The 22,279-nt window shown below is 71.3% G+C and carries 25 protein-coding genes; 15 read left to right on the forward strand and 10 right to left on the reverse strand.

From position 1 onward, the window contains the following. Positions 1–33 precede the first annotated feature (33 nt). Positions 34–2,130: a glycogen debranching protein GlgX gene (gene glgX / locus ACGFWE_RS24570; RefSeq protein ID WP_393601981.1), complete on the forward strand. Its 2,097-nt coding sequence runs from the start codon at positions 34–36 to the stop codon at positions 2,128–2,130. A 200-nt stretch (positions 2,131–2,330) separates the two neighbouring features. Here the strand turns inward: glgX and ACGFWE_RS24575 are convergent, their stop codons facing one another. Continuing rightward, positions 2,331–3,134: a VOC family protein gene (locus ACGFWE_RS24575; protein WP_393601728.1), complete on the reverse strand. Its 804-nt coding sequence runs from the start codon at positions 3,132–3,134 to the stop codon at positions 2,331–2,333. Positions 3,135–3,305: 171 nt separating this feature from the next. Between ACGFWE_RS24575 and ACGFWE_RS24580 the strand changes: the two genes are divergently transcribed. Beyond that, positions 3,306–3,638 carry an ANTAR domain-containing protein gene (locus ACGFWE_RS24580; RefSeq protein WP_352389858.1) on the forward strand — a complete coding sequence of 111 codons (333 nt, stop codon included), beginning with the start codon at positions 3,306–3,308 and terminating at the stop codon, positions 3,636–3,638. A gap of 29 nt (positions 3,639–3,667) precedes the next feature. Here the strand turns inward: ACGFWE_RS24580 and ACGFWE_RS24585 are convergent, their stop codons facing one another. Continuing rightward, positions 3,668–4,456: an RNA polymerase sigma factor SigF gene (locus ACGFWE_RS24585; RefSeq protein WP_352389857.1), complete on the reverse strand. Its 789-nt coding sequence runs from the start codon at positions 4,454–4,456 to the stop codon at positions 3,668–3,670. Positions 4,457–4,697: 241 nt separating this feature from the next. Here ACGFWE_RS24585 and ACGFWE_RS24590 point away from each other — a divergent pair, with 241 nt between their 5' ends. The 4 genes from ACGFWE_RS24590 (at position 4,698) to ACGFWE_RS24605 (ending at position 7,490) form a co-directional block, all read left to right on the forward strand. Continuing rightward, positions 4,698–5,153, forward strand: a complete 456-nt coding sequence (locus ACGFWE_RS24590) for a MarR family winged helix-turn-helix transcriptional regulator (protein WP_393601730.1) — start codon at positions 4,698–4,700, stop codon at positions 5,151–5,153. Further along, positions 5,150–5,971 (forward strand): ABC transporter ATP-binding protein, encoded by an 822-nt coding sequence (locus ACGFWE_RS24595; RefSeq protein WP_393601732.1) that lies wholly within the window; start codon positions 5,150–5,152, stop codon positions 5,969–5,971. The genes ACGFWE_RS24590 and ACGFWE_RS24595 overlap by 4 nt, the downstream gene beginning before the upstream one ends. Then, positions 5,931–6,782: an ABC transporter permease gene (locus ACGFWE_RS24600; RefSeq protein ID WP_393601734.1), complete on the forward strand. Its 852-nt coding sequence runs from the start codon at positions 5,931–5,933 to the stop codon at positions 6,780–6,782. The genes ACGFWE_RS24595 and ACGFWE_RS24600 overlap by 41 nt, the downstream gene beginning before the upstream one ends. 192 nt (positions 6,783–6,974) lie before the next feature. Beyond that, positions 6,975–7,490, forward strand: a complete 516-nt coding sequence (locus ACGFWE_RS24605) for a hypothetical protein (RefSeq protein ID WP_352389853.1) — start codon at positions 6,975–6,977, stop codon at positions 7,488–7,490. Positions 7,491–7,503: 13 nt separating this feature from the next. On the opposite strand, the gene hemC is transcribed toward ACGFWE_RS24605, so the two are convergent. The 5 genes from hemC to ACGFWE_RS24630 all read right to left on the reverse strand — a co-directional run bounded on the left by hemC (position 7,504) and on the right by ACGFWE_RS24630 (position 12,481). Continuing rightward, positions 7,504–8,439 carry a hydroxymethylbilane synthase gene (gene hemC / locus ACGFWE_RS24610; RefSeq protein ID WP_352389852.1) on the reverse strand — a complete coding sequence of 312 codons (936 nt, stop codon included), beginning with the start codon at positions 8,437–8,439 and terminating at the stop codon, positions 7,504–7,506. A 116-nt stretch (positions 8,440–8,555) separates the two neighbouring features. Next, a complete protein-coding gene (locus tag ACGFWE_RS24615) occupies positions 8,556–9,581 on the reverse strand; it encodes a questin oxidase family protein (protein ID WP_393601736.1) in 1,026 nt (341 codons plus the stop codon). A gap of 100 nt (positions 9,582–9,681) precedes the next feature. Next, complete coding sequence (locus ACGFWE_RS24620) at positions 9,682–10,458, reverse strand: NPP1 family protein (protein WP_393601738.1); 777 nt, start codon at positions 10,456–10,458, stop codon at positions 9,682–9,684. Between the two features lie 131 nt (positions 10,459–10,589). Further along, positions 10,590–11,570 (reverse strand): ATP-dependent DNA ligase, encoded by a 981-nt coding sequence (locus ACGFWE_RS24625; RefSeq protein WP_393601983.1) that lies wholly within the window; start codon positions 11,568–11,570, stop codon positions 10,590–10,592. A 161-nt stretch (positions 11,571–11,731) separates the two neighbouring features. After that, positions 11,732–12,481 (reverse strand): SDR family oxidoreductase, encoded by a 750-nt coding sequence (locus ACGFWE_RS24630; RefSeq protein ID WP_352389849.1) that lies wholly within the window; start codon positions 12,479–12,481, stop codon positions 11,732–11,734. 114 nt (positions 12,482–12,595) lie between these two features. Between ACGFWE_RS24630 and ACGFWE_RS24635 the strand changes: the two genes are divergently transcribed. Continuing rightward, positions 12,596–13,303, forward strand: a complete 708-nt coding sequence (locus ACGFWE_RS24635) for a TetR/AcrR family transcriptional regulator (protein ID WP_352389848.1) — start codon at positions 12,596–12,598, stop codon at positions 13,301–13,303. Between the two features lie 4 nt (positions 13,304–13,307). Here ACGFWE_RS24635 and ACGFWE_RS24640 read toward each other — a convergent pair whose 3' ends face one another. From ACGFWE_RS24640 to ACGFWE_RS24650, 3 genes are all read right to left on the reverse strand, one after another. Next, positions 13,308–13,991, reverse strand: a complete 684-nt coding sequence (locus ACGFWE_RS24640; RefSeq protein ID WP_393601741.1) for a response regulator — start codon at positions 13,989–13,991, stop codon at positions 13,308–13,310. Further along, positions 13,988–14,179, reverse strand: coding sequence for a hypothetical protein (locus ACGFWE_RS24645; protein ID WP_352389846.1), 192 nt, complete (start codon positions 14,177–14,179; stop codon positions 13,988–13,990). The genes ACGFWE_RS24640 and ACGFWE_RS24645 overlap by 4 nt, the downstream gene beginning before the upstream one ends. Positions 14,180–14,435: 256 nt before the next feature. Further along, entirely contained in the window at positions 14,436–15,911 is a 1,476-nt protein-coding gene (locus ACGFWE_RS24650) for an MFS transporter (protein ID WP_393601743.1), read from the reverse strand. A gap of 268 nt (positions 15,912–16,179) precedes the next feature. Between ACGFWE_RS24650 and ACGFWE_RS24655 the strand changes: the two genes are divergently transcribed. The 8 genes from ACGFWE_RS24655 (at position 16,180) to ACGFWE_RS24690 (ending at position 22,256) form a co-directional block, all read left to right on the forward strand. After that, entirely contained in the window at positions 16,180–16,833 is a 654-nt protein-coding gene (locus tag ACGFWE_RS24655) for a TetR/AcrR family transcriptional regulator (protein ID WP_393601745.1), read from the forward strand. Between the two features lie 76 nt (positions 16,834–16,909). Next, entirely contained in the window at positions 16,910–17,641 is a 732-nt protein-coding gene (locus tag ACGFWE_RS24660) for a response regulator transcription factor (protein ID WP_393601747.1), read from the forward strand. Positions 17,642–17,954: 313 nt separating this feature from the next. Next, positions 17,955–19,187 (forward strand): cytochrome P450, encoded by a 1,233-nt coding sequence (locus tag ACGFWE_RS24665; protein ID WP_393601749.1) that lies wholly within the window; start codon positions 17,955–17,957, stop codon positions 19,185–19,187. Positions 19,188–19,240: 53 nt separating this feature from the next. Next, complete coding sequence (locus tag ACGFWE_RS24670) at positions 19,241–19,435, forward strand: ferredoxin (protein WP_352389879.1); 195 nt, start codon at positions 19,241–19,243, stop codon at positions 19,433–19,435. Continuing rightward, positions 19,432–20,619 carry an FAD-dependent oxidoreductase gene (locus ACGFWE_RS24675; RefSeq protein ID WP_352389841.1) on the forward strand — a complete coding sequence of 396 codons (1,188 nt, stop codon included), beginning with the start codon at positions 19,432–19,434 and terminating at the stop codon, positions 20,617–20,619. Before ACGFWE_RS24670 ends, ACGFWE_RS24675 begins: the two co-directional genes overlap by 4 nt. A gap of 63 nt (positions 20,620–20,682) precedes the next feature. Then, complete coding sequence (locus ACGFWE_RS24680; protein ID WP_352389840.1) at positions 20,683–21,198, forward strand: MarR family transcriptional regulator; 516 nt, start codon at positions 20,683–20,685, stop codon at positions 21,196–21,198. A 213-nt stretch (positions 21,199–21,411) separates the two neighbouring features. Continuing rightward, entirely contained in the window at positions 21,412–21,792 is a 381-nt protein-coding gene (locus ACGFWE_RS24685; RefSeq protein WP_393601752.1) for a MauE/DoxX family redox-associated membrane protein, read from the forward strand. Continuing rightward, positions 21,789–22,256, forward strand: a complete 468-nt coding sequence (locus tag ACGFWE_RS24690; protein ID WP_393601754.1) for a peroxiredoxin — start codon at positions 21,789–21,791, stop codon at positions 22,254–22,256. The genes ACGFWE_RS24685 and ACGFWE_RS24690 overlap by 4 nt, the downstream gene beginning before the upstream one ends. The last annotated feature ends 23 nt before the right edge of the window (positions 22,257–22,279 follow it).

A 22,279-nucleotide genomic window follows, 5' to 3' on the forward strand; every position in this document is an offset into this window, starting at 1 on the left:
TCCAGGAAGAAGCCGTACAAGAACGGGAAGCGGGTGCCGGCCTGGAGCGGGCACCCCTACCCGCTGGGGGCGTCGTTCGACGGCGAGGGCACCAACTTCGCGCTGTTCAGCGAGGTCGCCGAGCGGGTCGAACTCGTCCTGGTCGACGAGCGGGGCGCCCACACCGGCGTCCCGCTGACCGAGGTCGACGGTTTCGTGTGGCACGGCTACGTGCCCGGCGTCGGACCGGGGCAGCGGTACGGCTATCGGGTGCACGGCCCCTGGCAGCCCTCGTTCGGCCATCGGTGCGATCCGGCGAAGCTGCTCCTCGACCCGTACGCCAAGGCGGTGGACGGGCAGGTGGTCAACCACCCCTCGCTGTACACCCCCGAGGCGGACAGCGCCGGGCACACCATGCTCGGCGTGGTCACCGACCCGGCCTTCGACTGGGGCGACGACCGGCCGCCCCGGCGGCCCTACGCCGACAGCGTGATCTACGAGGCCCACGTCCGCGGACTCTCCCGCACCCATCCGGACGTCCCGCCGGAACTGCGCGGCACCTACGCCGGTCTCGCGCACCCCGCGGTGATCGACCATCTGACCTCGCTCGGCGTGACCGCCGTCGAGCTGATGCCGGTTCACCAGTTCGTGCAGGACGGGGTGCTCCAGGACCGCGGCCTCGCCAACTACTGGGGCTACAACACGATCGGTTTCTTCGCGCCGCACAACGCCTACGCCGCCCACGGCACCCGGGGCCAGCAGGTCACCGAGTTCAAGGCGATGGTGAAGGCGCTGCACGCGGCCGGCCTCGAAGTCATCCTCGACGTCGTCTACAACCACACCGCCGAGGGCAACGAGAAGGGGCCCACGCTCTCCTTCCGGGGCATCGACAACGCCTCGTACTACCGCCTGGTGGACGGCGACTGGGAGCACTACTACGACACCACCGGCACTGGGAACAGCCTGCTGATGCGGCATCCCTACGTGCTCCAGCTGATCATGGACTCGCTCAGGTACTGGGTGACCGAGATGCACGTCGACGGCTTCCGCTTCGACCTCGCGGCCACGCTGGCCCGGCAGTTCCACGAGGTGGACCGGCTGTCGGCGTTCTTCGACCTCATCCAGCAGGACCCGGTGATCAGCCGCGTCAAGCTGATCGCCGAGCCGTGGGACGTGGGGGAGGGCGGCTACCAGGTCGGCAACTTCCCGCCGTTGTGGTCGGAGTGGAACGGCATGTACCGGGACGCCGTACGGGACTTCTGGCGGGGCGAGCCGCACACGCTCGGTGAGTTCGCCTCCCGGCTGACCGGCTCCTCCGACCTGTACCAGCACAGCCGGCGGCGCCCGCGTGCGAGCGTCAACTTCGTGACCGCGCACGACGGTTTCACCCTGCGCGACCTGGTCTCCTACAACGACAAGCACAACGAGGCCAACGGGGAGGACGGTCAGGACGGCGAGAGCACCAACCGGTCCTGGAACTGCGGGGCGGAGGGGGAGACCGACGACCCGGCCGTGCTGGAGCTGCGGGCCCGCCAGCAGCGCAACTTCCTCGCCACCCTGCTGCTCTCCCAGGGCATTCCGATGCTCTGTCACGGCGACGAACTCGGCCGTACGCAGGGCGGCAACAACAACGCCTACTGCCAGGACAACGAAGTGTCCTGGATCGACTGGGAGTTGAGTCAGGAACAGCGTGAACTCGCCGACTTCACACGGTACGTGATCGGCCTGCGCGCGGCGCATCCCGTGCTGCGCAGGCGCCGGTTCTTCCGGGGGGAGACCGTGACGCACGCGGGGCAGCCGCTGCCCGACCTGGTCTGGCTGCTGCCGGACGCCGGCGAGATGGCCGAGGCGGACTGGCAGCGCTCCGACGCGCACGCGGTCGGCGTCTTCCTCAACGGCGACGCCATCGCCGAACCCGACGCGCGGGGCAACCGGGTGGTCGACGACTCGTTCCTGCTGCTGCTGAACGGCCACTGGGAACCCGTCGACTTCCGGCTGCCGGACCCCGCCTACGGCGAACGCTGGACGACCGTCCTCGACACGGCCGAACCCCAGGGCTCCGACGAGGCCGAACACAAGGCGGGCACGGAGATGACGGTCGAGGCCCGCAGCCTCGTACTCCTCTCGAGACCGTCCCGCGCGACCACCTGAAGGCCTCGCGCCGGCCCCTCGCCTCCGGCGCGAGGGGCGGGGTCGTGCCGGACGGCTTCGCGCGCCGGCCCCTCGCCTCCGGCGCGAGGGGCGGGGTCGTGCCGGACGGCTTCGGGGACGCCGTCGCCGTGGGTCTTGACGGCCTTGGGGTGGGCCGCGATGTCTGCGACCGGGGGTGGGGCGGGGCCGTGCGCTCGCCTTCAGCGTGTGCGGCGTGAGGTCACGGTGAACTGGGCGCCGTCGGGGTCGCGCAGGACGGCCTCGGTGGTGTCGTGGGAGAGGACGCTGCCGCCGTGGACCTCCGCCGCCTTGGCGCAGGCCGCCACGTCCGCGACCGCGAAGTGGACCTGCCAGTGCGGCCGGATCGCGGGGTCGGGGGCCGAGCCCAGCGCCCCCGACTCGATGCGCGCCACCACGTCGCCGCGGCTGCGCAGCACCACCTCGCCGCCCTCGTAGCGGACCTCGCAGCACTCGGGGCGCTCCGTCGCCCAGTCGAGGACCTCGCCGTAGAAGATCGCGGCGTCGAACGCGTCGCGGGTGTGCAGCCGTACGAAGGCCGGCTGGGCCCGGTGCCACATCTCCCAGCTCGCGACGAGATCGCCCTCCCAGACACCGAAGGCCGCTCCGTCACGGTCGGAGAGCAGAGCCGCCCGCCCCGGCGGGAAGGACAGCGGGCCGACCGCCAGCGTGCCGCCGCGTTCCTGCACGCGGGCCGCCGCCTCGTCCGCGCTGGGCACCGCGAAGTACGGCGTCCAGGCCACCGCCATCTGCCACATCGACGCCACCGCGGCGATCCCGGCGACCGGCGTGCCGTCCGCCAGCGCGACCCGGAAACGCTCGCCGAGTTTCGCGGGCTTCCACTCCCAGCCGAGAACGGCCCCGTAGAAGTCCTCCGTGGCCTGCTGGTCGCGGCTGGTCAGGCTCACCCAGCAGGGAGCGCCGAACACATGGTGGGTGGAGACGACGTCCGCGGTCGCGGCGGGATGTCTCGAATCGTGGTTCATGGCAGTCGTGTCCCGCTCTCGTCGGCCGGCGGCCACCGGCCGGTCTACGCCCAGTGTCCGTCCGGAACCACCTCGGGCGCCTGCCGAGTACCCCGGGGACGCCGCCGAAACGGTGGCCCCGTTCGCCTCCGCCCCGGTGGCGCGGACCCGTCCGGGTGACAGGATGGAAGCGTGCCAGTCGTACCGAGCGAACCCGCCGACGAGTCGGACCGGATCTTCGCGCTGCAGGAGGAGATCGGCCAGCTCAAGGAAGCGGTCGCCTCCCACGCCGTCGTGGACCAGGCCATCGGCATGGTCGTCGCGCTCGGCAGGATCACCCCGGACGAGGGCTGGGAAGTACTGAAGGACGTCTCCCAGCACACGAACATCAAGCTGCGCAACGTCGCGGAGCTGATCCTCATCTGGGCACGGTCCGGAGAGATCCCCAGGGAGATCCGCGTGGAGCTCGAAGAGGCTCTCGACCGGTACGGCCCCACACAGGTCCCCGGGGCGTCGTCCGAGTGACTTCTCCTGAGTGACCGCGCCCCGAGGGCTCAGTCGGCGTCGGCCAGGACCTCCTCCCGCAGGTGCGCGAAGCACGTGCTGAGCAGCCGGGAGACATGCATCTGCGAGATGCCGAGTTCCTCGGCGATTCCGCTCTGGGTCATGCCCCGGAAGAAGCGCAGGTACAGGATGGTCCGCTCACGCTCCGGCAGGGCCTTGAGGCAGGGCCCGATGGCCACACGGTCGACGACGACGTCGTAGCCGGGATCCGGGCCGCCGAGCGCGTCGCCCAGGGCGTAGCCGTCGGTGCCGGGCATCTCCGCCTCCAGCGACAGCGCCGAGAAGCAGTCCAGGGCCTCCGCGCCGGTGCGCACCTCGTCCTCGGTCAGATGCGCCCGCTCGGCGATCTCGGCGACGGTGGGCGTCCGTCCGGCGACCTGGGACAGCTCCTTCGAGGCCTGCCGCACCCGGTTGCGCAGGTCCTGCACCCGGCGCGGCACGTGCAGCGTCCACATGTGGTCGCGGAAGTGCCGCTTGATCTCGCCGGTCACGGTGGGCACCGCGTACGCCTCGAAGGCGCTGCCGCGCGCCGGGTCGTAGTGGTCGACCGCCTTGACGAGGCCGAGGGCGGCCACCTGGTAGAGGTCTTCGAGGGACTCCCCGCGGCCGCGGAAGCGGACGGCGATCCGTTCGGCCATGGGCAGCCAGAGTTCTATGAGCTCGTCCCGCAGAACCTTGCGCTCCGGACCGTCGGGCAGCTGGGCCATGCGCTCGAACGCCGCGTTGGTGTCGGGGGCGTCGTCGTGCGGATGCGGCTTTGTTCTGGTGGCGACGGACATGTCGCGCACCTCCCTGAGCGGTGCTGGATGGACAGACATCGTGGGAGGAGCGCGCACTCGGACCTGCGACGAGACATCCGGGGCCGCTCGGTGGGGCTCCCACGGACGTGCCTCATGTCCGAAGCACTTCTGAGTGGATTCCCGCTCTCGGATGAAATGAAACAAATACGCCAATCATCACGTATGTGCTTGACCGATCTTTGGGGGAGATTACCTCTGACTCAGAGGTAATCTCGATGGTGTGGACGAAGAAACCTTCCCCGAAGAGCTGGCCGACGCCCTCGTGGGCGTCCAGCGGCTGCTCAGGCGCAGGCTGCGCGCCGGACTGACCGTGCCACGCCTGCGCGGCGCCGAGGTCGAGTTGCTGCGCCTGGTCCAGTCACGGCCCGGCATCGGCGTCTCCGACGCCGCCAGAGAGTTGATGCTGGCCGGGAACTCCGTCTCGACCCTGGTCAACCAGCTGGTCAAGGAGGGCCACCTGGTCCGCGAGACCGACCCCGCCGACCGGCGCGCCGCCCGGCTGCTGCTCACCGAGAAGGCCGAGGCGCGGCTCAGGGACTGGAAGCAGCGTCGGGTCGCGCTCGTGGGCCGGCACGTCACCCGGCTGGACGCGGCCGATCAGGAGGCCCTGCGCGCCGCGCTCCCCGCCCTGCGCGCGCTCGCCGTCAATCTCCACGAGGAGGCCGAGGACGCATGACACCCGAAGCTGTTTCCTGTACGGGGCTGACCTACGCCTTCGGTGACACGAAGGCCGTGGACGCTCTGGACCTGACCGTCCAGGAGGGCGAGGTCTTCGGACTGCTCGGCCCCAACGGCGCCGGCAAGACCACCGCCATCCGCTGCATCACCACCCTGCTCCCCGTCCCGGCCGGCATGATCCACGTGTTCGGCCGCGACACCGCCGCCGATCCGATGGCCGTACGCCGGCTGCTCGGCTACGTCCCCCAGCAGCTGTCCGCCGACGCCAACCTGACCGGCCGGGAGAACGTCACCCTGTTCGCCCGCGTCTTCGACGTCGCCCGCAAGGAACGCGCCGAGCGCGTCGCCCAGGCCCTGGGCGCCGTCGACCTCACCGACGCCGCCGACCGGCTCGCCGGCACCTACTCCGGCGGCATGGTCCGCCGGCTGGAGCTCGCCCAGGCCCTGGTCAGCGCGCCCCGGCTGCTGATCCTCGACGAGCCGACCATCGGCCTCGACCCGATCGCCCGCACCGGTGTGTGGGAGCACATCAACGCCGTACGCGAGGCGACCGGCATGACCGTCCTCGTGACCACCCACTACATGGACGAGGCCGACCAGTACTGCGACCGGGTCGGCCTCATGCACCGCGGCCGCGTCCGCGCCCTCGGCACCCCCGTCGAGCTCAGGCGGTCACTGGCCGAGAAGCGGGGCACCGACACCCTGCCGACCCTGGAGGACGTCTTCCGTGACGTCGCAGGCAGCGGACTCGAAGACGAAGGAGGGGATTTCCGCGATGTCCGAAGCACCCGCCGCACCGCGAACCGTGTCGGCTGACCCCGGCTCCATCAGCCTGCTGCTCCGCCCGCCGGAGCCCCGCGCGGGCTGGCGACTGCTGCCCGCCCGGGTCGTGGCGATGTGCGCCGTCGAGCTCCAGAAACTCCGCCACGACCGCACCGAGCTCTACACCCGCGCGGTCCAGCCCGCCCTGTGGCTGCTGATCTTCGGCCAGACCTTCACCCGCATCAAGGCGATCCCCACCCAGGGCATCCCCTACATCGACTATCTGGCGCCCGGCATCATCGCCCAGTCGGCGATGTTCATCGCGATCTTCTACGGCATCCAGATCATCTGGGAGCGGGACGCGGGCATCCTCAACAAACTCCTGGTCACCCCGACTCCGCGCTCGGCACTGACCACCGGGAAGGCCTTCGCGGCCGGCGTGAAGTCGCTGATCCAGGCCGTCGTCGTGATCGTCATCGCCGCCCTCCTTGGGGTGTCCCTGACCTGGAACCCGCTCAAGCTCCTCGGCGTCGGCGTGATCGTGATCCTCGGCTCGGCGTTCTTCTCCTGCCTGTCGATGACCATCGCCGGCATCGTGCTCAGCAGGGACCGCCTGATGGGCATCGGGCAGGCCATCACCATGCCGCTGTTCTTCGGCTCCAACGCCCTGTACCCGCTGTCCGTCATGCCGGGCTGGCTCCAGGCCGTCAGCAAGGTGAACCCGCTCAGCTACGAAGTCGACGCCCTGCGGGGCCTCCTCCTCGGCACGCCCGCCCATCTGGCGCTCGACTTCGGGGTGCTGGCCTTGGCCGCCGCGCTCGGCATCACCGCGGCCTCCTCGCTCCTCGGCCGACTGGCCCGTTGATCATGCGTGCGGAACGTGATGTGCGGCACGCCCGTGGAAGGATTTTTCCGGCCGCCTGGCGGATTCTTCCTGCGCACGGCTTGATCAGCGATCAAAGGGGGTGAAGTACCTGGCCACAGCGCATTCTGCTCATTTGACAGTGCATTGAGCACACAGATAGGAAGCAGCTCTCTGAGGTCGATGGGGTGCACTGTGTACGAGCCGAACGTGGTCGGGGACTGGCAGGAGTACGACGAGCATGCCGGTCTGCGTGTCCGCGTCCACCGTCTGGAGGCGGCCGAGCCGCCGCGTGGACGCGACGACGCCGCCGAAGGGCTCACCTATTTCAGCGTCCGGGTGACCGTCGAGAACCGCGGGGACCTGCATCCGACCGTCCATCTCGAGGACGGCCAGATCGACGTGCGGATCGGCCCGGACGGCGAGAGCGCCTTCATCGACTGGCGGAACTCGCAGTTCATCGAGGGCTTCGACGTCTACCCGCTGCGCCGCGCCACCGCCGTACTGTTCGCGGCGGGACCGGAGACGAGCCTGAACCAGATCGACGTGCAGATCCAGCTGCGGGTCGACGACGAGTGGGCCGACCGCCGGCTGTGGGCGGGCGGCATCGGACTCGACGAGGGTGCCTCGCACGTGGGCGTGGGCCGCGAGGGCCTGGCCTGCCAGATCAGCAACTTCCTGCGGGACCAGGCCGAAGAGGGCACCGCCTGATCCCGCGTGGGCGTCAGTGCGGGATGCCGTCGATGATCTCGCGGGCACCCTGACGCAGCAGCGCCACCGCGACCGAGGTGCCCAGCGTGGCCGGGTCGAGGCGGCCCGCCCACTCGTGGGCGTTCAGCCGCGTCTTGCCGTCCGGCGTGAACACGCAGGCCCTCAGGGACAGTTCGCCGGCGTGGTCCACGCGCGCGTACCCCGCGATGGGGCTGTTGCAGTGGCCCTGCAGAACGTGCAGGAACATGCGCTCGGCGGTGGCTTCCCGGAAGGTGTCCGGGTCTCCCAGGGCGCTGACCGTCTCGATCAGCTCGGTGTCGCCCTCCCGGCACTGGAGCGCGAGGATGCCCGCGCCGATCGGCGGCATCATCGTCTCTGGGGAGAGGACCTCGCTGATCACGTCCTCGCGGCCGATGCGCTCCAGGCCGGCGACCGCGAGCAGCAGCGCGTCGGCTTCACCCGCCGCCAGCTTCGCCAGTCGCCGGTTGGCGTTGCCGCGGAACGGGACGCACTCCAGGTGCGGGTGAGTGGCGGCCAACTGGGCCACGCGGCGCACCGAGGAGGTGCCGATGCGGGTGCCCTCCGGGAGCTCGTCCAGAGTGAGGCCGCCCGGGTGGATCAGGGCGTCACGGACGTCGTCCCGCTTCAGGAACGCCGCGAACGTGGTGCCCGCCGGGAGCGGCCGGTCGGCGGGGACATCCTTCACACAGTGCACCGCGAGATCGGCCTCGCCGGCCAGCAGCGCGGCGTCGACCTCCTTGGTGAACGCGCCCTTGCCCTCGACCTTCGACAGGTCGCCCATCCACTTGTCCCCGGTCGTTTTCACCGGCACGACCTCGGTGCGCACACCGGGGTAGAGGGACGCCAACTCGCTTCTGACACGCTCCACTTGGGCCAGCGCCATCGGAGAGTCACGGGAGACGATGCGGATCAGTTCCGGGAGGGACATGCGGGACACGATAGACCCTGCGGAGGTTCGGCGTTTGACGCTCAGGGGCCAACGGGTAAGGAGCAGCGCATCTTTTGCCCGGGGCGGACGCGTCCACCAGAACCTCCGCGCAGGCCTCAGGTGAGCGGCTCGCTGAGTTCGACCGAGCGCAGGGCGGCCGCGAGAGCCTGCTCGTCGCCGACGTCCAGGGCCGTGTCGGTGAGCTTGATGACGTGTTCGTCGCCGTGGGCGAGTGCTCGCTCCACCACCTCCTCGGGAGTCAGGCGCGCGGGAGGGACGCGGGCGACCGGTGCCGTCGGCGCGTACATCGCCGTGACCGCGGCCGACGCCGTCCAGGCCGCGTGCAGGCTCGGCACCCACTGGTCGCGGGGCAGGGAATCCAGGGTCCGCAGTACGGCGTTGGGGGCCGTGGCCGCGTGTACGAGCATGGTCGGCTCGCCGTGGCCGTGGGTGGCGTAGCGGTGGGTCGCGGCGCGGACCAGTTCGGTCAGCCGCTCCTTCGCGGTGTCCGGGTCGGTGACGTCATGGGCCCACACGGGCAGTCGGCGTACGGCGGACAGGCGGTTCAGGAACCCCACGTGCCCCGGCTCGATGGCCGGTACGGCTTCCAGGGCGTCCGCGGCCCTCGTCGCACCCGGCAGTTCCACGAACCCGGTCACGGGCTGGTGCCGTGCCGCCCAGTAGCCCAGCGCGTGCGCCAGTTCGGTGACCCGGGGCGCGTTCTCGTGGGCCGCCAGGGCGCGGACGGCGTGGCCGACGCGGATGACGGTGTGCGTGGCACCGCCGTACATGCCCGGCAGCAGGCGGGGCCACCATTCGGCGAGGACGTCCTGCCACGGGCGCTCGGCGAGGGTGCGGGAGAAATAGTCGGTCCAGTCCGTGATCCGGCGCGGATCACCCAGTGCCGAGGGCCAGTTGACGTCCGTGACCGGGTTGGTGCGGTCGGGGAAGTCCTCCAGCTTGTCCCGGTACAGGTCCAGCCAGCGGTGCACCGAGCCGGCCTGTCCGTGTGCGGCGAGCGCCTCGACCACCATGGGGGCGTGGTTGCTCAGCCAGCCCTCTCGCTCCGGGCCCGCCGCGTGGACGCGGTCCAGGGCTTCTTCGAGGTACCCGCTGGTGTCGCTCGTATTGGTCGTGTCCATGAACTGGACGCTATGCCGGGGGCGGGCCGGCGGGGATCGGGCGCGGGACGGAACCCGCGGGAGCGGGGGACCTACGTCCGGCGCCCGATCGTGTCACCGGTCAGGCGTTGGGATCGAACGAGATCCCCGACGGCTTCGCCGATGTCAGGTGGGCGGCGAAGTTGGCGTCCTTGAGACCGAAGTTGGCGCTGCCGAAGTCGTAGGCGCTCAGCTTGTCGCGCAGTCCCGACGGATAGCCGTTCCAGCCGACCAGGGGCGGGTACTGCCAGGTGCCCTTGGCGTTCTCCGGCGGCTCGTCGTTGGAGTTGGCCAGCCGGAAGCAGTGCGTTCGGACGCCGTCCTTGTGGTAGACGATCTTGGCGTGCGTGCCGTCGAAGCGGACTGCGGAGGTCGCGCTCACCGTGAACCCTCCGTGGGCGGAGGTCGACACGTACTGGATCGTGCCGTTCTGCACCCAGATCACGACGTGCTCCCAGTCGTGCCGGTGCCCGCCGATGCTGCTGTTCGCCACGGCCTGGTCCTTCTCGAAGTACAGGCCGTACATGTAGGCGCACCAGCCGTTGTTGCACTTGTAGCGCGAGTACGTGTTGGTGTTGTCCAGGTCCGAGGCGTCATGGCACTCGCCGCTGAGCGAACCCGTCGGGTTCAGACCGCCGTTGATCGTGCCGTCGGGGCCGATGGCGGGCGTCGAGTAGCAGCCGTCCGTGTCGTAGTCGAAGGCCGGCTGGTAGGTGTACTCGGCACTCTCGGCGTTGGCGGGCAGCGCCTTGGGCGGGGCGGCGAACGCGGCGGAGGGGAAGGCGACGACGAGCGCGGCGGCGCCGGCCAGGCCGGTGAACCATCTCGTGCGGTGCTTCTTGAACGACGGTGACGCCACTGCGTCCTCCTCGTGGTCCGGGCGCAGCCCAACGGCTGTGGGGTTACTGGGGGGTTCAGCTTCCCCGGTTTCCATGTCCACGCCAAGAGGTAGAAGGCGTCGCTCCGGTTACGGTCCGCCCAACAGCCGGATCACGCAGGCGGGTCGGGGAGGTCGGCGGCGGAGTCCTCCGGCGCGAGATCCGGGCGCAGCCGCAGCCAGGACGGCTGACGCAGCAACCCCGCCCGGGTACGGGTGCTGTAGCGGACCTCGCCGACCAGCCGGGGCAGCACCCAGCGTGCGCCCGGGACCCGCGGCACGGGATCGAAGGGGCATACGTCCGTCGCCGCGGCGGCCAACAGCGAGGCCAGCTCCGTCCGTTCCCTCTCGCTCCAGCCGGTGCCCACGCTGCCGACGTACCGCAGCCGCCCCGCGCCCCGCTGTCCGACCAGCACCGCGCCCGGCAGGCCCGTGAGCCGGCCCTTGCCGGGCAGCCAGCCGCCCACGACGACGTCCTCGCTGCGCATGTTGCGGATCTTGATCCAGGCGCGGGAGCGCACCCCGGGTTCGTACACCGAGTCGAGCCGCTTGCAGACCAGGCCTTCCAGGCCGTGTTCACGAGTGGCGCGCAGGGCCTGCTCGCCGTGGCCGACGAGGGCGGCGGGTGTGGACCAGTGCGGTCCGGCGAGTCCCAGCTCGTCCAGTCGCGCCCGCCGCCGCGCGTAGGGGAGGGCGAGGAGCGAGCTTCGGCCCAGGTGCATCAGGTCGAACAGCACGACATGGACCGGTGCTTCGGCCGCCCGGCGTGCGGCTCTGCCGGGGGCGTGGGCCAGCTGCATGCGCGGTTGCAGCAACTGGAAGTCGGCGCGGCCCTGTTCGTCCAGTGCCAGGATCTCTCCGTCGAGCACCGCGGGGGTGGTGCCGAGCGCACCGCCGAGCGACCGCAGTTCGGGATAGGCGCCGGTGATCTCCTCCCCGGACCGGGCGCGCAGTACCACCTCGCCGTTCCCGGCGAGGTAGACCACCACCCGCTGGCCGTCCTGCTTGGTCTCGTAGGCCCAGCGCGCGTCCTGGGAGGCGGGCGGCAGGGTACCGGGGGTGGCGAGCATGGGCGGGATCAGGGGGAGGGTCACGGGTGACTTGTCGACGCGAGCACGGGCGGTCACGCTCTCCGCGCCCCGGTTTCCCCTGAACGGGCGCCGCCCCGGGGGCTGCTCAGACCTTGGCTTGAGGATCTCGACACCCTGGGCGACTCCATGCCTCGGGTGGAGAAGAAGGAGCGGCGTCGGCGGGGTCAGATGATGCCGCCGTTGGCCCGCAGTACCTGGCCGTTGACCCAGTGGCCCGCCGGGCTCACCAGGAACGACACGACGTTGGCGATGTCCTTCGGCGTCCCGAGTCGCTCCAGTGGGGGCTGTGCCGCCAGGCGGGCGACGGTCTCCTCGTCCTTGCCGTCGAGGAAGAGGTCGGTCGCCGTCGGACCGGGGGCCACCGCGTTGACGGTGACGTCACGGCCGCGGAGCTCACGGGCGAGGATCAGGGTCACGGCCTCGACCGCGCCCTTGCTGGCCGCGTAGGCGCCGTATCCGGGAAAGGCGAGCCCGACGACCGAGCTGGAGAGGTTGACGAGCGCGCCGCCCGGGCGCAGTCGGCGCGCGGCCTGCTGGTCGACGACGAAGGTGCCGCGGATGTTGGTGCGGTACAGGGCGTCGAGCTCCGCCAGGTCGAGATCGGCGATCGGGGAGAGGGGCATCCGGCCCGCGGAGTGGACCACCGCGTCGACCCCGCCGTACGTGGTCTCCGTGAGGTCGAACAGGGCGGCGACCGCCGTCTCGTCGGCGACGTCCGCGCGGGCGGCGCGAGCGGTGCCGCCCGCCTCCTCGATGGCCCGCACGGCTTCGTCGGCGGCGTCCTTGTTGCCCGCGTACCCGACGACGACCGCGAAGCCGTCGGCGGCGAGCTGCTGGGCGATCTGCCGTCCGATGCCGCGCGATCCGCCGGTCACGATCGCGACACGCTGTTCCGTCCGGGGCTGGGTGGTCATGGCTGCATCCTCTGTTAGCGCTGCTACGGATTGCTCGTATCGACGATAACACATTTCGTAGCGACGGTAACCCTCCTCTCGTATCAATGCTACGAGTGTCGTACGGTGGGGGGCATGGATGCGAGGGAAAAGATCCTGACCGCGGCCACCGAGCTGCTGGCCGGTGCGTCGGCCGCCGATGTCTCCACGCGCGCGGTGTGCGAGAAGGCCGGGGTGGGGGCGCCGATGCTCTACCGGCTCTTCGGCGACAAGGCCGGGCTGCTGGCCGCCGTCGTCGACCGGGGATTCGAGCGGTACCTCGCGTCCAAGCGGGCGGCGCGACCGAGCGCGGATCCGGTCGAGGATCTGAAGAGCGGCTGGGACACCCATATGCGCTTCGCGCTGGAGCACCCCAGCCACTACCGCCTGATGTACTCGCCCGAGCTGACCGTCCCCCCGGCCGCGGCCCAGGAGGCGCACGACCTGCTGCACGGCATCCTCGAACGCTGCGCGGCGGAAGGGCGGTTGACGGTGCCGCCCGCGCTGGCCACACAGATGATCATGTCCGCCAACGTCGGGGCGGCCCTGTCGATGCTGACCAGACCCGAGCAGTACACGGACATGAAGTTCTCGCAGCGGCTGCGCGACGCGGTGCTGGACTCGGTGACCCGGCCCGCCGACACCGACACCGACACCGATGTGGACGCGGCGCGAGACGACAGCTCGGTGCCCGCCGCGGCCGCCACCCTCGCGGCCCGTCTGCGTGCCGACCTGCCGCCGACGCTCACGACCGCGGAGTCGGCCCTGCTTCAGCAGTGGCTGGAGGAACTCTCCGAGAGATGAGGGATCAGCGTTCCCCGGGCGGAAGCGGCTGCACCAGACCCGACTGATAGGCCATCACGACGAGCTGGGCACGGTCCCGGGCACCCAGCTTGGTCATCGCGCGGTGGACGTGGGTGCGCACGGTCAGGGGGCTGACGAAGAGCTTCCCCGCGATCACCTCGTTGGAGTGCCCCTCGGCGACCCACGCCATCACCTCGCGTTCCCGGGTGGTGAGCCCGGAAAGGTCGTCGGCGGCCGCCAGGCGGGTGCCGAGTCCCGGCGCCGCGAGGAACCTCGTGATCAGGGTGCGGGTGGCGCCGGGGGAGAGCAAGGAGTCACCGGCCGCCACCGTGCGGATGCCGTCGAGCAGGGCCTCGGCGGTGACGTCCTTGCCGAGGAAGCCGCTGGCCCCGGACCGCAATGCCTGCGCGACGTACTCGTCGATCTCGAACGTGGTCAGGATCAGCACCCGCGTGTCCGACAGCTCCGGATCCGCGCAGATCACGGACGTGGCGGCCAGCCCGTCGGTCCCCGGCATGCGGATGTCCATGAGGATCACGTCGGGACGGTGGACCTGCGCCAGATCGACCGCCGCGGCGCCGTCGGTGGCCTCCGCGACCACCTCCATGTCGTCGCACGAGTCGATGAGGATCCGGAACGTGGCCCGCAGCAGAGCCTGGTCGTCGGCGAGCAGTACGCGGATGGTCATGGGGTCCGTTCCTGGCGTTCCGGGGCGGTGCGGTCGAGGGGGAGGCGGGGGTGCCCCACCGGGTCCGGCCGGTGGGGGCGGGGCCGGCCCTCGCCGCCGTACCGGAGCCCGGGCAGCCGCAGCGCGGCCGTCCTGGCGACGACCGTACGGACATGATCGTCGGCGTAGCGCCGCAAGGGGGTGCTCATGGGCTCTCCGGTCGTCCTGGAACCACGGTGGCCGAGGCCCGCCGGGTGCGGCCGCGGTGACCCGTCCCGGCCGAGCGGACCGCACGGCCCCCGTCCGCAGGTCTGGTCGCCAGTCTCGCCGACACGGGTCCGTACGGCGTCGTACCACCGCCGACAACGCGCCTACTGACAACGCAGTACGCGGCGGCGGCGGGATCCTCCCTGCGCAGGACCTGACGGCCGCGGGTCGGCGGCCGTCAGGCGGGAAGCGACCGCGTCAGGACGGTGCCCCGGCGGACGTCTCCGCGGCCGGTGCGGGGACCGCCGCCAAGGTCGCGGCGCGCGGGCGCGGGATGAAGGAGGCGAGGGCGAAGGCGAGGAGCGCGGCACCCGCGCCGATCGCCATGACGGTCCTGAAGCCGTTCTCGGACGGCAGCGCGTAGCCGCCCAGATCGATCGTCATCTGCGCCAGTACGACCCCGGCGATGGCGCTCGCCGTCGACGTACCGATGGACCGCATCAGGGTGTTGAGGCTGTTGGCGGCCGCCGTCTCCGAAGCGGGCACGGCGCCCATGATGAGGGCGGGCATGGAGCCGTATGTGAACCCGATGCCGGCGCCGATCACGCAGGAGACCAGCACCAGGTGCCAGACCGCGGACAACAGCACGATGTTCAGCCCGTAGCCGGCGGCCACGATCAGCGCGCCGATCATCAGCGTCACCTTGGGACCCTTGGCCTTGGAGACGGCCGCGGAGACCGGTGCCAGGGCCATCATCACCAGACCGGACGGGGCCATGACCAGACCGGCGGTCAGCAGGGACCTGCCCAGGCCGTAGCCCGTCCGGGTGGGCAGCTGGAGCAGCTGCGGCAGGACCAGCGACATCGCGAACATCGAGAAGCCGATGGCGATCGAGGCGAGGTTGGTGAAGAGCACCTGGCGGCGGGCGGTGGTGCGCAGGTCGACCAGCGGCTGGGTGGTGCGCAGTTCGAAGAAGCCCCAGGCCAACAGGATGATCACGGCCGCCGCGAACAGGCCGAGCGTGGTGCCGCTGGTCCAGCCCCAGTCGGCGCCCTTGGAGATGACCAGCAGCAGGGAGACCAGTCCGGCGGCCATGCCGACCGCGCCGACCGCGTCGAAGCGGCCGCCGGTGCGCACCCGGGACTCCGGCACGAACACCAGGACCAGGACCAGGGCTGTCGCGCCCATCACCGCCGAGGCCCAGAACAGGACGTGCCAGTCGAAGTTGTCCGCGATCAGCGCGGCGGTCGGCAGCCCCAGGGCGCCGCCGACACCGAGGGAGGCGCTCATCAGCGCGGTCGCGCCGGCCAGGCGCTCGGCGGGCAGTTCGTCGCGCATGATGCTGATGCCGAGCGGGATGACACCGGAGGACAGCCCCTGGAGGGCACGGCCGGCGATCATCGGGCCCAGGGCGTCGCTGAGACCGCAGGCCACCGACCCGGCCACCAGCATCACCACGCTGACCAGCAGCATCCGCCGCTTGCCGAACATGTCGCCGAGCCGCCCCACGACCGGGGTGGCGACCGCTGCCGCGAGCAGGGTCGCGGTGACCGCCCACGCGGTGTCCGAGGCCGGGGCGTCGAGCAGCTTGGGCAGCTCCGGCACGATCGGGATGACCAGGGTCTGCATCAGCGAGACGACGATTCCGGCGAAGGCCAGCACCGCCACCACGGCGTTCGGCCGCGGCGGGGCCACGGCACCCGCGTCGGCGGATCCGGCGGGAGCGTCGGACATGAAAGGGCCTCCAGGGCAGGGAAGCGGGGCCGCAGCCGGACCGCGTTTAAGTCAGGTGATTGACTTAGCTTACCGGGCTCCGTGCTCAGGTCTCCGCGGGGCCGTGCGGTGCTGCGCACCGTCCTCGGCGTGCGGTCCTGCGCACCGTCCTCGGCGTGCCGTTGCGTAGGCTTCCGGCACTGGAACGCGCCGCACCGTCGGCGGACCCCGGGCGGCTCCAGGGGCTGGCCGCCGGAGGGGGCAGCGAAGTCCCGGTGCGGTGGTGAGCATGGCGGGCAGGACGGTACGCGAGGAGCAGGTCCACGCGACCCGGGAGCTGATCCTGACCGCGGCCGAGCGCCTCTTCGCCGAGCGCGGTGTCCTCGCGGTGTCCAACCGGCAGGTCAGCGAGGCCGCGGGGCAGGGCAACAACGCCGCGGTCGGCTACCACTTCGGCACCAAGGCCGACCTGGTCCGGGCGATCGCCCGCAAGCACCACGTCCGTATCGAGTCGATCCGCGCCCGGCTCCTGGCCGGGGCCCGGGGTTCCACGGACGTACGAGACTGGGTGGACTGCCTGGTCCGGCCCGTGCCCGAACATCTGGCCGAGCTCGGCAGCCCCACCTGGTTCGCCCGGTTCTGCGCACAGGTCATGACCGACCCCGTGCTCCAGCAGATCATGGTCGAGGAATCCATGTCCTCGCCCTCGCTCCGGCAGATCGTCGAGGGCCTGAACCGCTGCCTGCCCGAACTGCCCGCCGACGTCCGCGCCGAGCGCGCCGAGATGGCCCGCCATCTGATCGTGCACATGGCCGCCGACCGTGAGCGCGCCCTCGCCGAGAACACCCCGACACCCCGCGCCACCTGGCACGACGCGGCCACCGGCCTCGGTGACGTCGTGGTCGCCATGTGGACGGCTCCGGTCACTCCGACCAGGTCCTGAAGAACATTACTTGAGTTAGGCAAGGAGACGCTAGGGTGGGGAGGCGCGCACGCTCCCCCACGAATGGGTCCCTTCCATGCACGGCACCCCCAGCCACCGGCCGGCACTCGCCCGCGGTGCCGGTCAGCGCCTCCTGATCGTCGCCGGCGCCCCGGACGTCGCCGAACTGCTCTCCACTACCCTGGAGTTGGCGGGCTACCGCATCGTCACCGTCGCGGCCGCCGCCGACGGTGTGGCTCTGCTGATGCGGGAGCGGTTCGACCTCGTGCTCGTCGACGCGACCCTGCCGGACGTGACCGAACTGGGCCGTACCCGGCCGACACTGGCCCGCCGGCCGCCGGTGCTGCTGCTGATCGACTACGAGTCCCTGGACCGGATCGTGCCCGAACTCGGCCTGGGGGAGCGGGACTACGTCGCCAAGCCGTTCCGTGTGGCCGACATCCTGGCCAGGGTGCAGATCCTGCTGCGCGGCACCGGTGCGGGACCGGCCGCGGGCCGAGCCCTGAGCTACCGCGACCTCGTCCTGGATGACGCCCTGTGCGAGGCCCGGCGCGGAGCGCGCGCCCTCGATCTCACGCCCGCCGAGTACCGGCTGCTGCGCCATCTCCTGGTCAACGCCCACCGGGTGCTGTCCAAGGAGCAGATCGGCCGGTACGTCTGGGGTCACCATCGCGGCGACAACGCCATCGAGCAGCTCGTCTCCCGACTGCGCCGTAAGGTGGACCAGGACCCGTCGGGTGCACCGGAGCTGATCCACACCCGTCGCGGATTCGGGTACTGGCTGGGGCGCGCGGACGGCGGTGCGTGAAGGCCCTGCCTTGAAAGCCTCGCCGGGAGAGCCCTACCCGGAAAGGCATGCCCTGCCGTGAAAGCTCCGCGCAAACGCCGCAGTCGACGACTTCCGCAGGCGGGAGGCGCCGCGCGTCTGTGTAACCCCCTTGTGTCCGACGGCGGTTGACGTCCGCCTGCGATGTGACGTGGGTCACGTCAGCTTCCCGTCAGGTTCCTGGCGGGCCGGTGTCAGGCCGGTCTGTTTGCATGTGCTCATCGAGGCCTCGACCACTTCGCCCCGGCGCTCCGCCGTCCCCTCCCGCGGAGCCCCCCCATCACCGAGGAGAACCATGGCCGACACCCTGGCCGGTCCCGCGCACGACGCCGCGGGTACCGCCCCCGAGTTCCCCATGCCACGCGCCTCCGGCTGTCCCTTCGACCCGCCGCCCGGCCTCAAGGAACTCCAGGCGCAGGGGCCGTTGACGAAGGTCCGGCTGTGGGACGGCAGCGAGCCGTGGCTGGTGACCCGCTACGCCGAGCAGCGGGCGATCCTGGGCGACGCCCGGGTCAGCGCCGACACCGACCGGCCCGGCTACCCGGCCAAGGCGAGCGCCGAGGCCGGCGAGGGAAAACTCAGCTTCATCATGATGGACGACCCGGAACACGCGCGGCTGCGCCGGATGGTGACGGCACCGTTCGCCATCAAGAAGGTGGAGGCGCTCAGGCCCGCCGTGCAGCGGATCGTGGACGGCCTGGTCGACGACATGCTGGCGGGTCCCCAACCGGTCGACCTCGTCGAGGCGTTCGCCCTGCCGATCCCTTCGCTGGTCATCTGCGAACTGCTCGGCGTGCCGTACGACGACCACGCGATGTTCCAGGAGAACACCAAGACGATGGTCCGCACGACCGCGAGCCCCCAGGAGCGCGGCACGGCCACCCGGGAGATCGCCGGATACCTGGCCGGTCAGCTCGCCGAGCGACTCACCGGGCCCAGGGGCGACCTGCTCTCCGACATCGCCGGACGCGTCGCCGCCGGGGAACTGACCCACGGGCAGGCCACGGAGATGGCGCTCCTCCTGCTGATCGCCGGGCACGAGACCACCGCCAACATGATCGCGCTCGGCACCGCCGTCCTCCTCGAACACCCCGACCAGCTCGCCCTGTTGCGGGAGACCGACGACCCCCGGCTGGTGGCCTCCGCGGTCGAGGAACTGCTGCGCTACCTCCACATCACGCACCTGGGGCGCCGACGCGCGGTCACCGAGGACATCGAGATCGCCGGCCAGGTCATCAAGGCCGGCGAGGGCGTCATCATGGTCAACGAGATCGGCAACCGCGACCCCGAGGTGTTCGAGGACCCCGACCGCCTCGACCTCACCCGCGACGCCCGCCGCCACGTCGCCTTCGGCTTCGGCGTCCACCAGTGCCTCGGCCAGCCGCTCGCCCGCATGGAACTCCAGGTCGTCTACGGCACCCTCTACCGGCGCATCCCCACCCTCAGGCTCGCCTGCGCCCTGGAGGACGTGAAGTTCAAGCACGACGCGTTCATCTACGGCATCCACGAGCTGCCGGTCGCCTGGTGACGGCTTCCGCGCCGCAGACGAGCCGCAACCACGAGAAGAGCGAGGGGAATCCCATGAAGGTGGAGCTGGAAGCCGACAAGTGTGTCGCGTCGGGGCAGTGCGTGGTCGCCGCCATGGAGGTGTTCGACCAGGACGACGACGGCATCGCGATCCTCCTGACGGACGAGGTCGGCGAGGACCGACTCGACGACGTCAGGGAAGCCGTCGCGGTCTGCCCGGCCGCGGCCATCCGGCTGGTCCGGCAGTGAGGCGGATCGCCGTCGTCGGTGCCTCCGCCGCCGGGCTCGCCGCGGTCGAGACGCTGCGCCGCGAGGGGTACGACGGAACGATCACCCTCGTCGGCGAGGAGCCCGAACTCCCCTACGACCGGCCGCCGTTGTCCAAGCAGCTCCTCGCCGCGGAGTGGGAGGCCAACCGGCTCGCCCTGCGCACCTCGGCCGACCTCACCGCGCTCGACCTCGACCTGCGGCTCGGAGTCGCCGCGACGGGCCTCGAACTCCCTGCCCGCACAGTGCGGTTGGCCGACGGCTCCGAGGTGCCGTACGACGGACTCGTCATCGCCACCGGCGTGCGGCCCCGCCGTCTGCCCGGCGAGGGCGCGCACGTGCTGCGCACCCTCGACGACGCGCTCACCCTGCGGAAGCGGCTGTTTCCGGGGCAGCGGCTGGTCGTGGTGGGCGCCGGTTTCCTCGGCGCCGAGGCCGCCGCGGTCGCCTGGCGCCTCGGTGTCCGGGTGACCCTCCTCGAACCCGCCGCCGTACCGCTCGCCCACGCGGTCGGCACGGAGGTCGGGCGGCTGCTGGCCCGGGCCCATGTGGACAGAGGCATCGACCTGCGCTGCGGGGTCACCGTGACCGAGGTGACCGAGGAGGGCGTCCGGCTCGCCGGCGGGGAGATCGTCGAGGCGGACGATGTGCTGGTGGCCGTCGGATCACTGCCGAACACCGAGTGGCTCGAGGACAGCGGGCTCGCGCTGGGCGACGGGGTGGCGTGCGACGAGTACTGCGAGGCTGCGGAGAACGTGTACGCGGCCGGTGATGTCGCCCGCTGGCACAACCCGCTGTTCGCCACCTCGATGCGCGTCGAGCACCGCACCAACGCGGCCGAGCAGGGCATGGCGGCCGCCCGCAACCTGCTGGCCGCTCCGGGAGCACGCAAGCCGTTCGCTCCGGTGCCGTACTTCTGGTCGGACCAGTACGACATGAAGGTCCAGGCGTACGGCTTCCTGCGCGGGCACGAGGAGGTCGCCGTGGTGGAGGGCGAGGTGGCGCAGCGCCGGTTCGTCGCCGTGTACCGCACGGGGGACCGGGTCAGCGGTGCGCTCGCGATCGGCATGCCGCCCAGGGTCATCCGGCAGTGGCGGCAGACCATCGCGGCCGGAGCGGCCTGGCGCGACACGGTCCGGACCGAGGCGCGGACGGCCGAGGTCTGAGGGCGGTGCGCACGCCGCCCGCAGTTTACTTGAGTTACGCAACAAGATGGTAAACTGGCGAGTATGTCCTCACAGCCGCTCCCCGGCGTCCCCGCGTCCCCGGAAGTCATCGAGATCGAGCGGGCGCTCACCCGCATCACCTACCTGAGCACCCGTGCCCGGCAGCACGACCGGCTGATGGCCCTGGCCGAGGTGCCGCTGGACCGGGCCGCCGTGGCCCTGCTGCGGCAGGTCGCCGACACCGAGCCGATGCGTCCGGGGGAGCTGGCCAACCGGCTGGGGGTTGAGGCCTCCCACGTCACCCGTACCGTCCAGCAGCTGCAGAAGTCGGGGTACGTCACCCGCGTCCCCGACCCCGACGACCGGCGCGCCCAGCGCATCCAGCTCACCGAGACCGGCCGGCAGGCCATCGACCGCATCCGTGACGCCGGCGCCCGCGGCATGCAGCTGGCCCTGGCCGACTGGTCGCCGGAGGAGCTGCGGCAACTCGCCGGTCTGTTCCACCGCATGGTCGACGACTTCCTCTCCCACGCCGTCGACGACGAGACCCACGAGGCGGCACCGGCCGGCACCGGCTGAGGCTCATCCGGCACGGGCGTGCCGTTCGGCGGGAGCGGGACCGCGGAACAGCAGGACGCCGAGCGAGGCCCCCTCTGTTGGCGCCGGACGCGACGGCCCGCGCGGCCCTGGGCGCCCGCAACCCCCGTTCCCCCTGAGCGCGGAGGCCGCCGTCCGAGGTGCTTGTACCGTCCAGTAATGTGCGCGGCAACCCCCTCACGAGGAGGAAGAACCGTGCCACGGTCCCCACGCTCACCCCTGCTGCTCGCCGGCCTACTGGCCACCGCGGGTGTCGCCCACTTCGCCACACCGCGCTCGTTCGACGCGACCATCCCGCAGGCCCTGCCCGGAAAGCCCCGGACCTGGACCTATGCCAGCGGTGCCGTGGAGCTCGCGCTCGCCGCGGGTCTGGCGCTGCCGAAGACCCGGCGGACCGCCGCGCTCGCCAGCGCCGCCTTCTTCGTCGGGGTGTTCCCCGCCAACGTCAAGATGGCCGTCGACTGGCGCCACCGCCCCGCACCCCAGAGGGCGGCGGCCCTGGGACGGCTGCCGCTGCAAGTGCCGCTCGTGCTGTGGGCACGCGGCATCGCGAAGAACGGGAAGGGCCAGGCATGAGCAAGGCGATCGAGACCGGCGACACCGTCGAGGACTTCGAGCTCCCCGACGAGACCGGCGCCGGCCGCAAGTTGTCCGAGCTGCTCGCCGACGGCCCGGTCGTCCTCTTCTTCTACCCCGCCGCGCTGACCGCCGGCTGCACCGCGGAGGCCTGCCACTTCCGCGACCTGGCCGCCGAGTTCGCCGCCGCCGGGGCCCAGCCGGTCGGCATCAGCGGTGACAGCGTCGAGCGCCAGCAGGAGTTCGCCGGGCGCCACACCCTCGGCATGCCCCTCCTGTCCGACGTCGACGGGAAGATACGCGAGCTGTTCGGCGTCAAGCGCGGCTTCTCCCTGGCACCCACCAAGCGGGTCACCTTCGTCATCGCCCAGGACCGCACCGTACTGGAGGTCGTCCGCAGCGAACTGCGGATGAACACCCACGCCGACCGCGCCCTTGAAGCCCTGCGCGCCCACCACGCGTGACGAACGGGGCCCGGTTGCCCCGT

The sequence above is a fragment of the Streptomyces sp. NPDC048523 genome (assembly GCF_043199815.1).
In the GTDB taxonomy this organism is placed as follows: Bacteria; Actinomycetota; Actinomycetes; order Streptomycetales; family Streptomycetaceae; genus Streptomyces.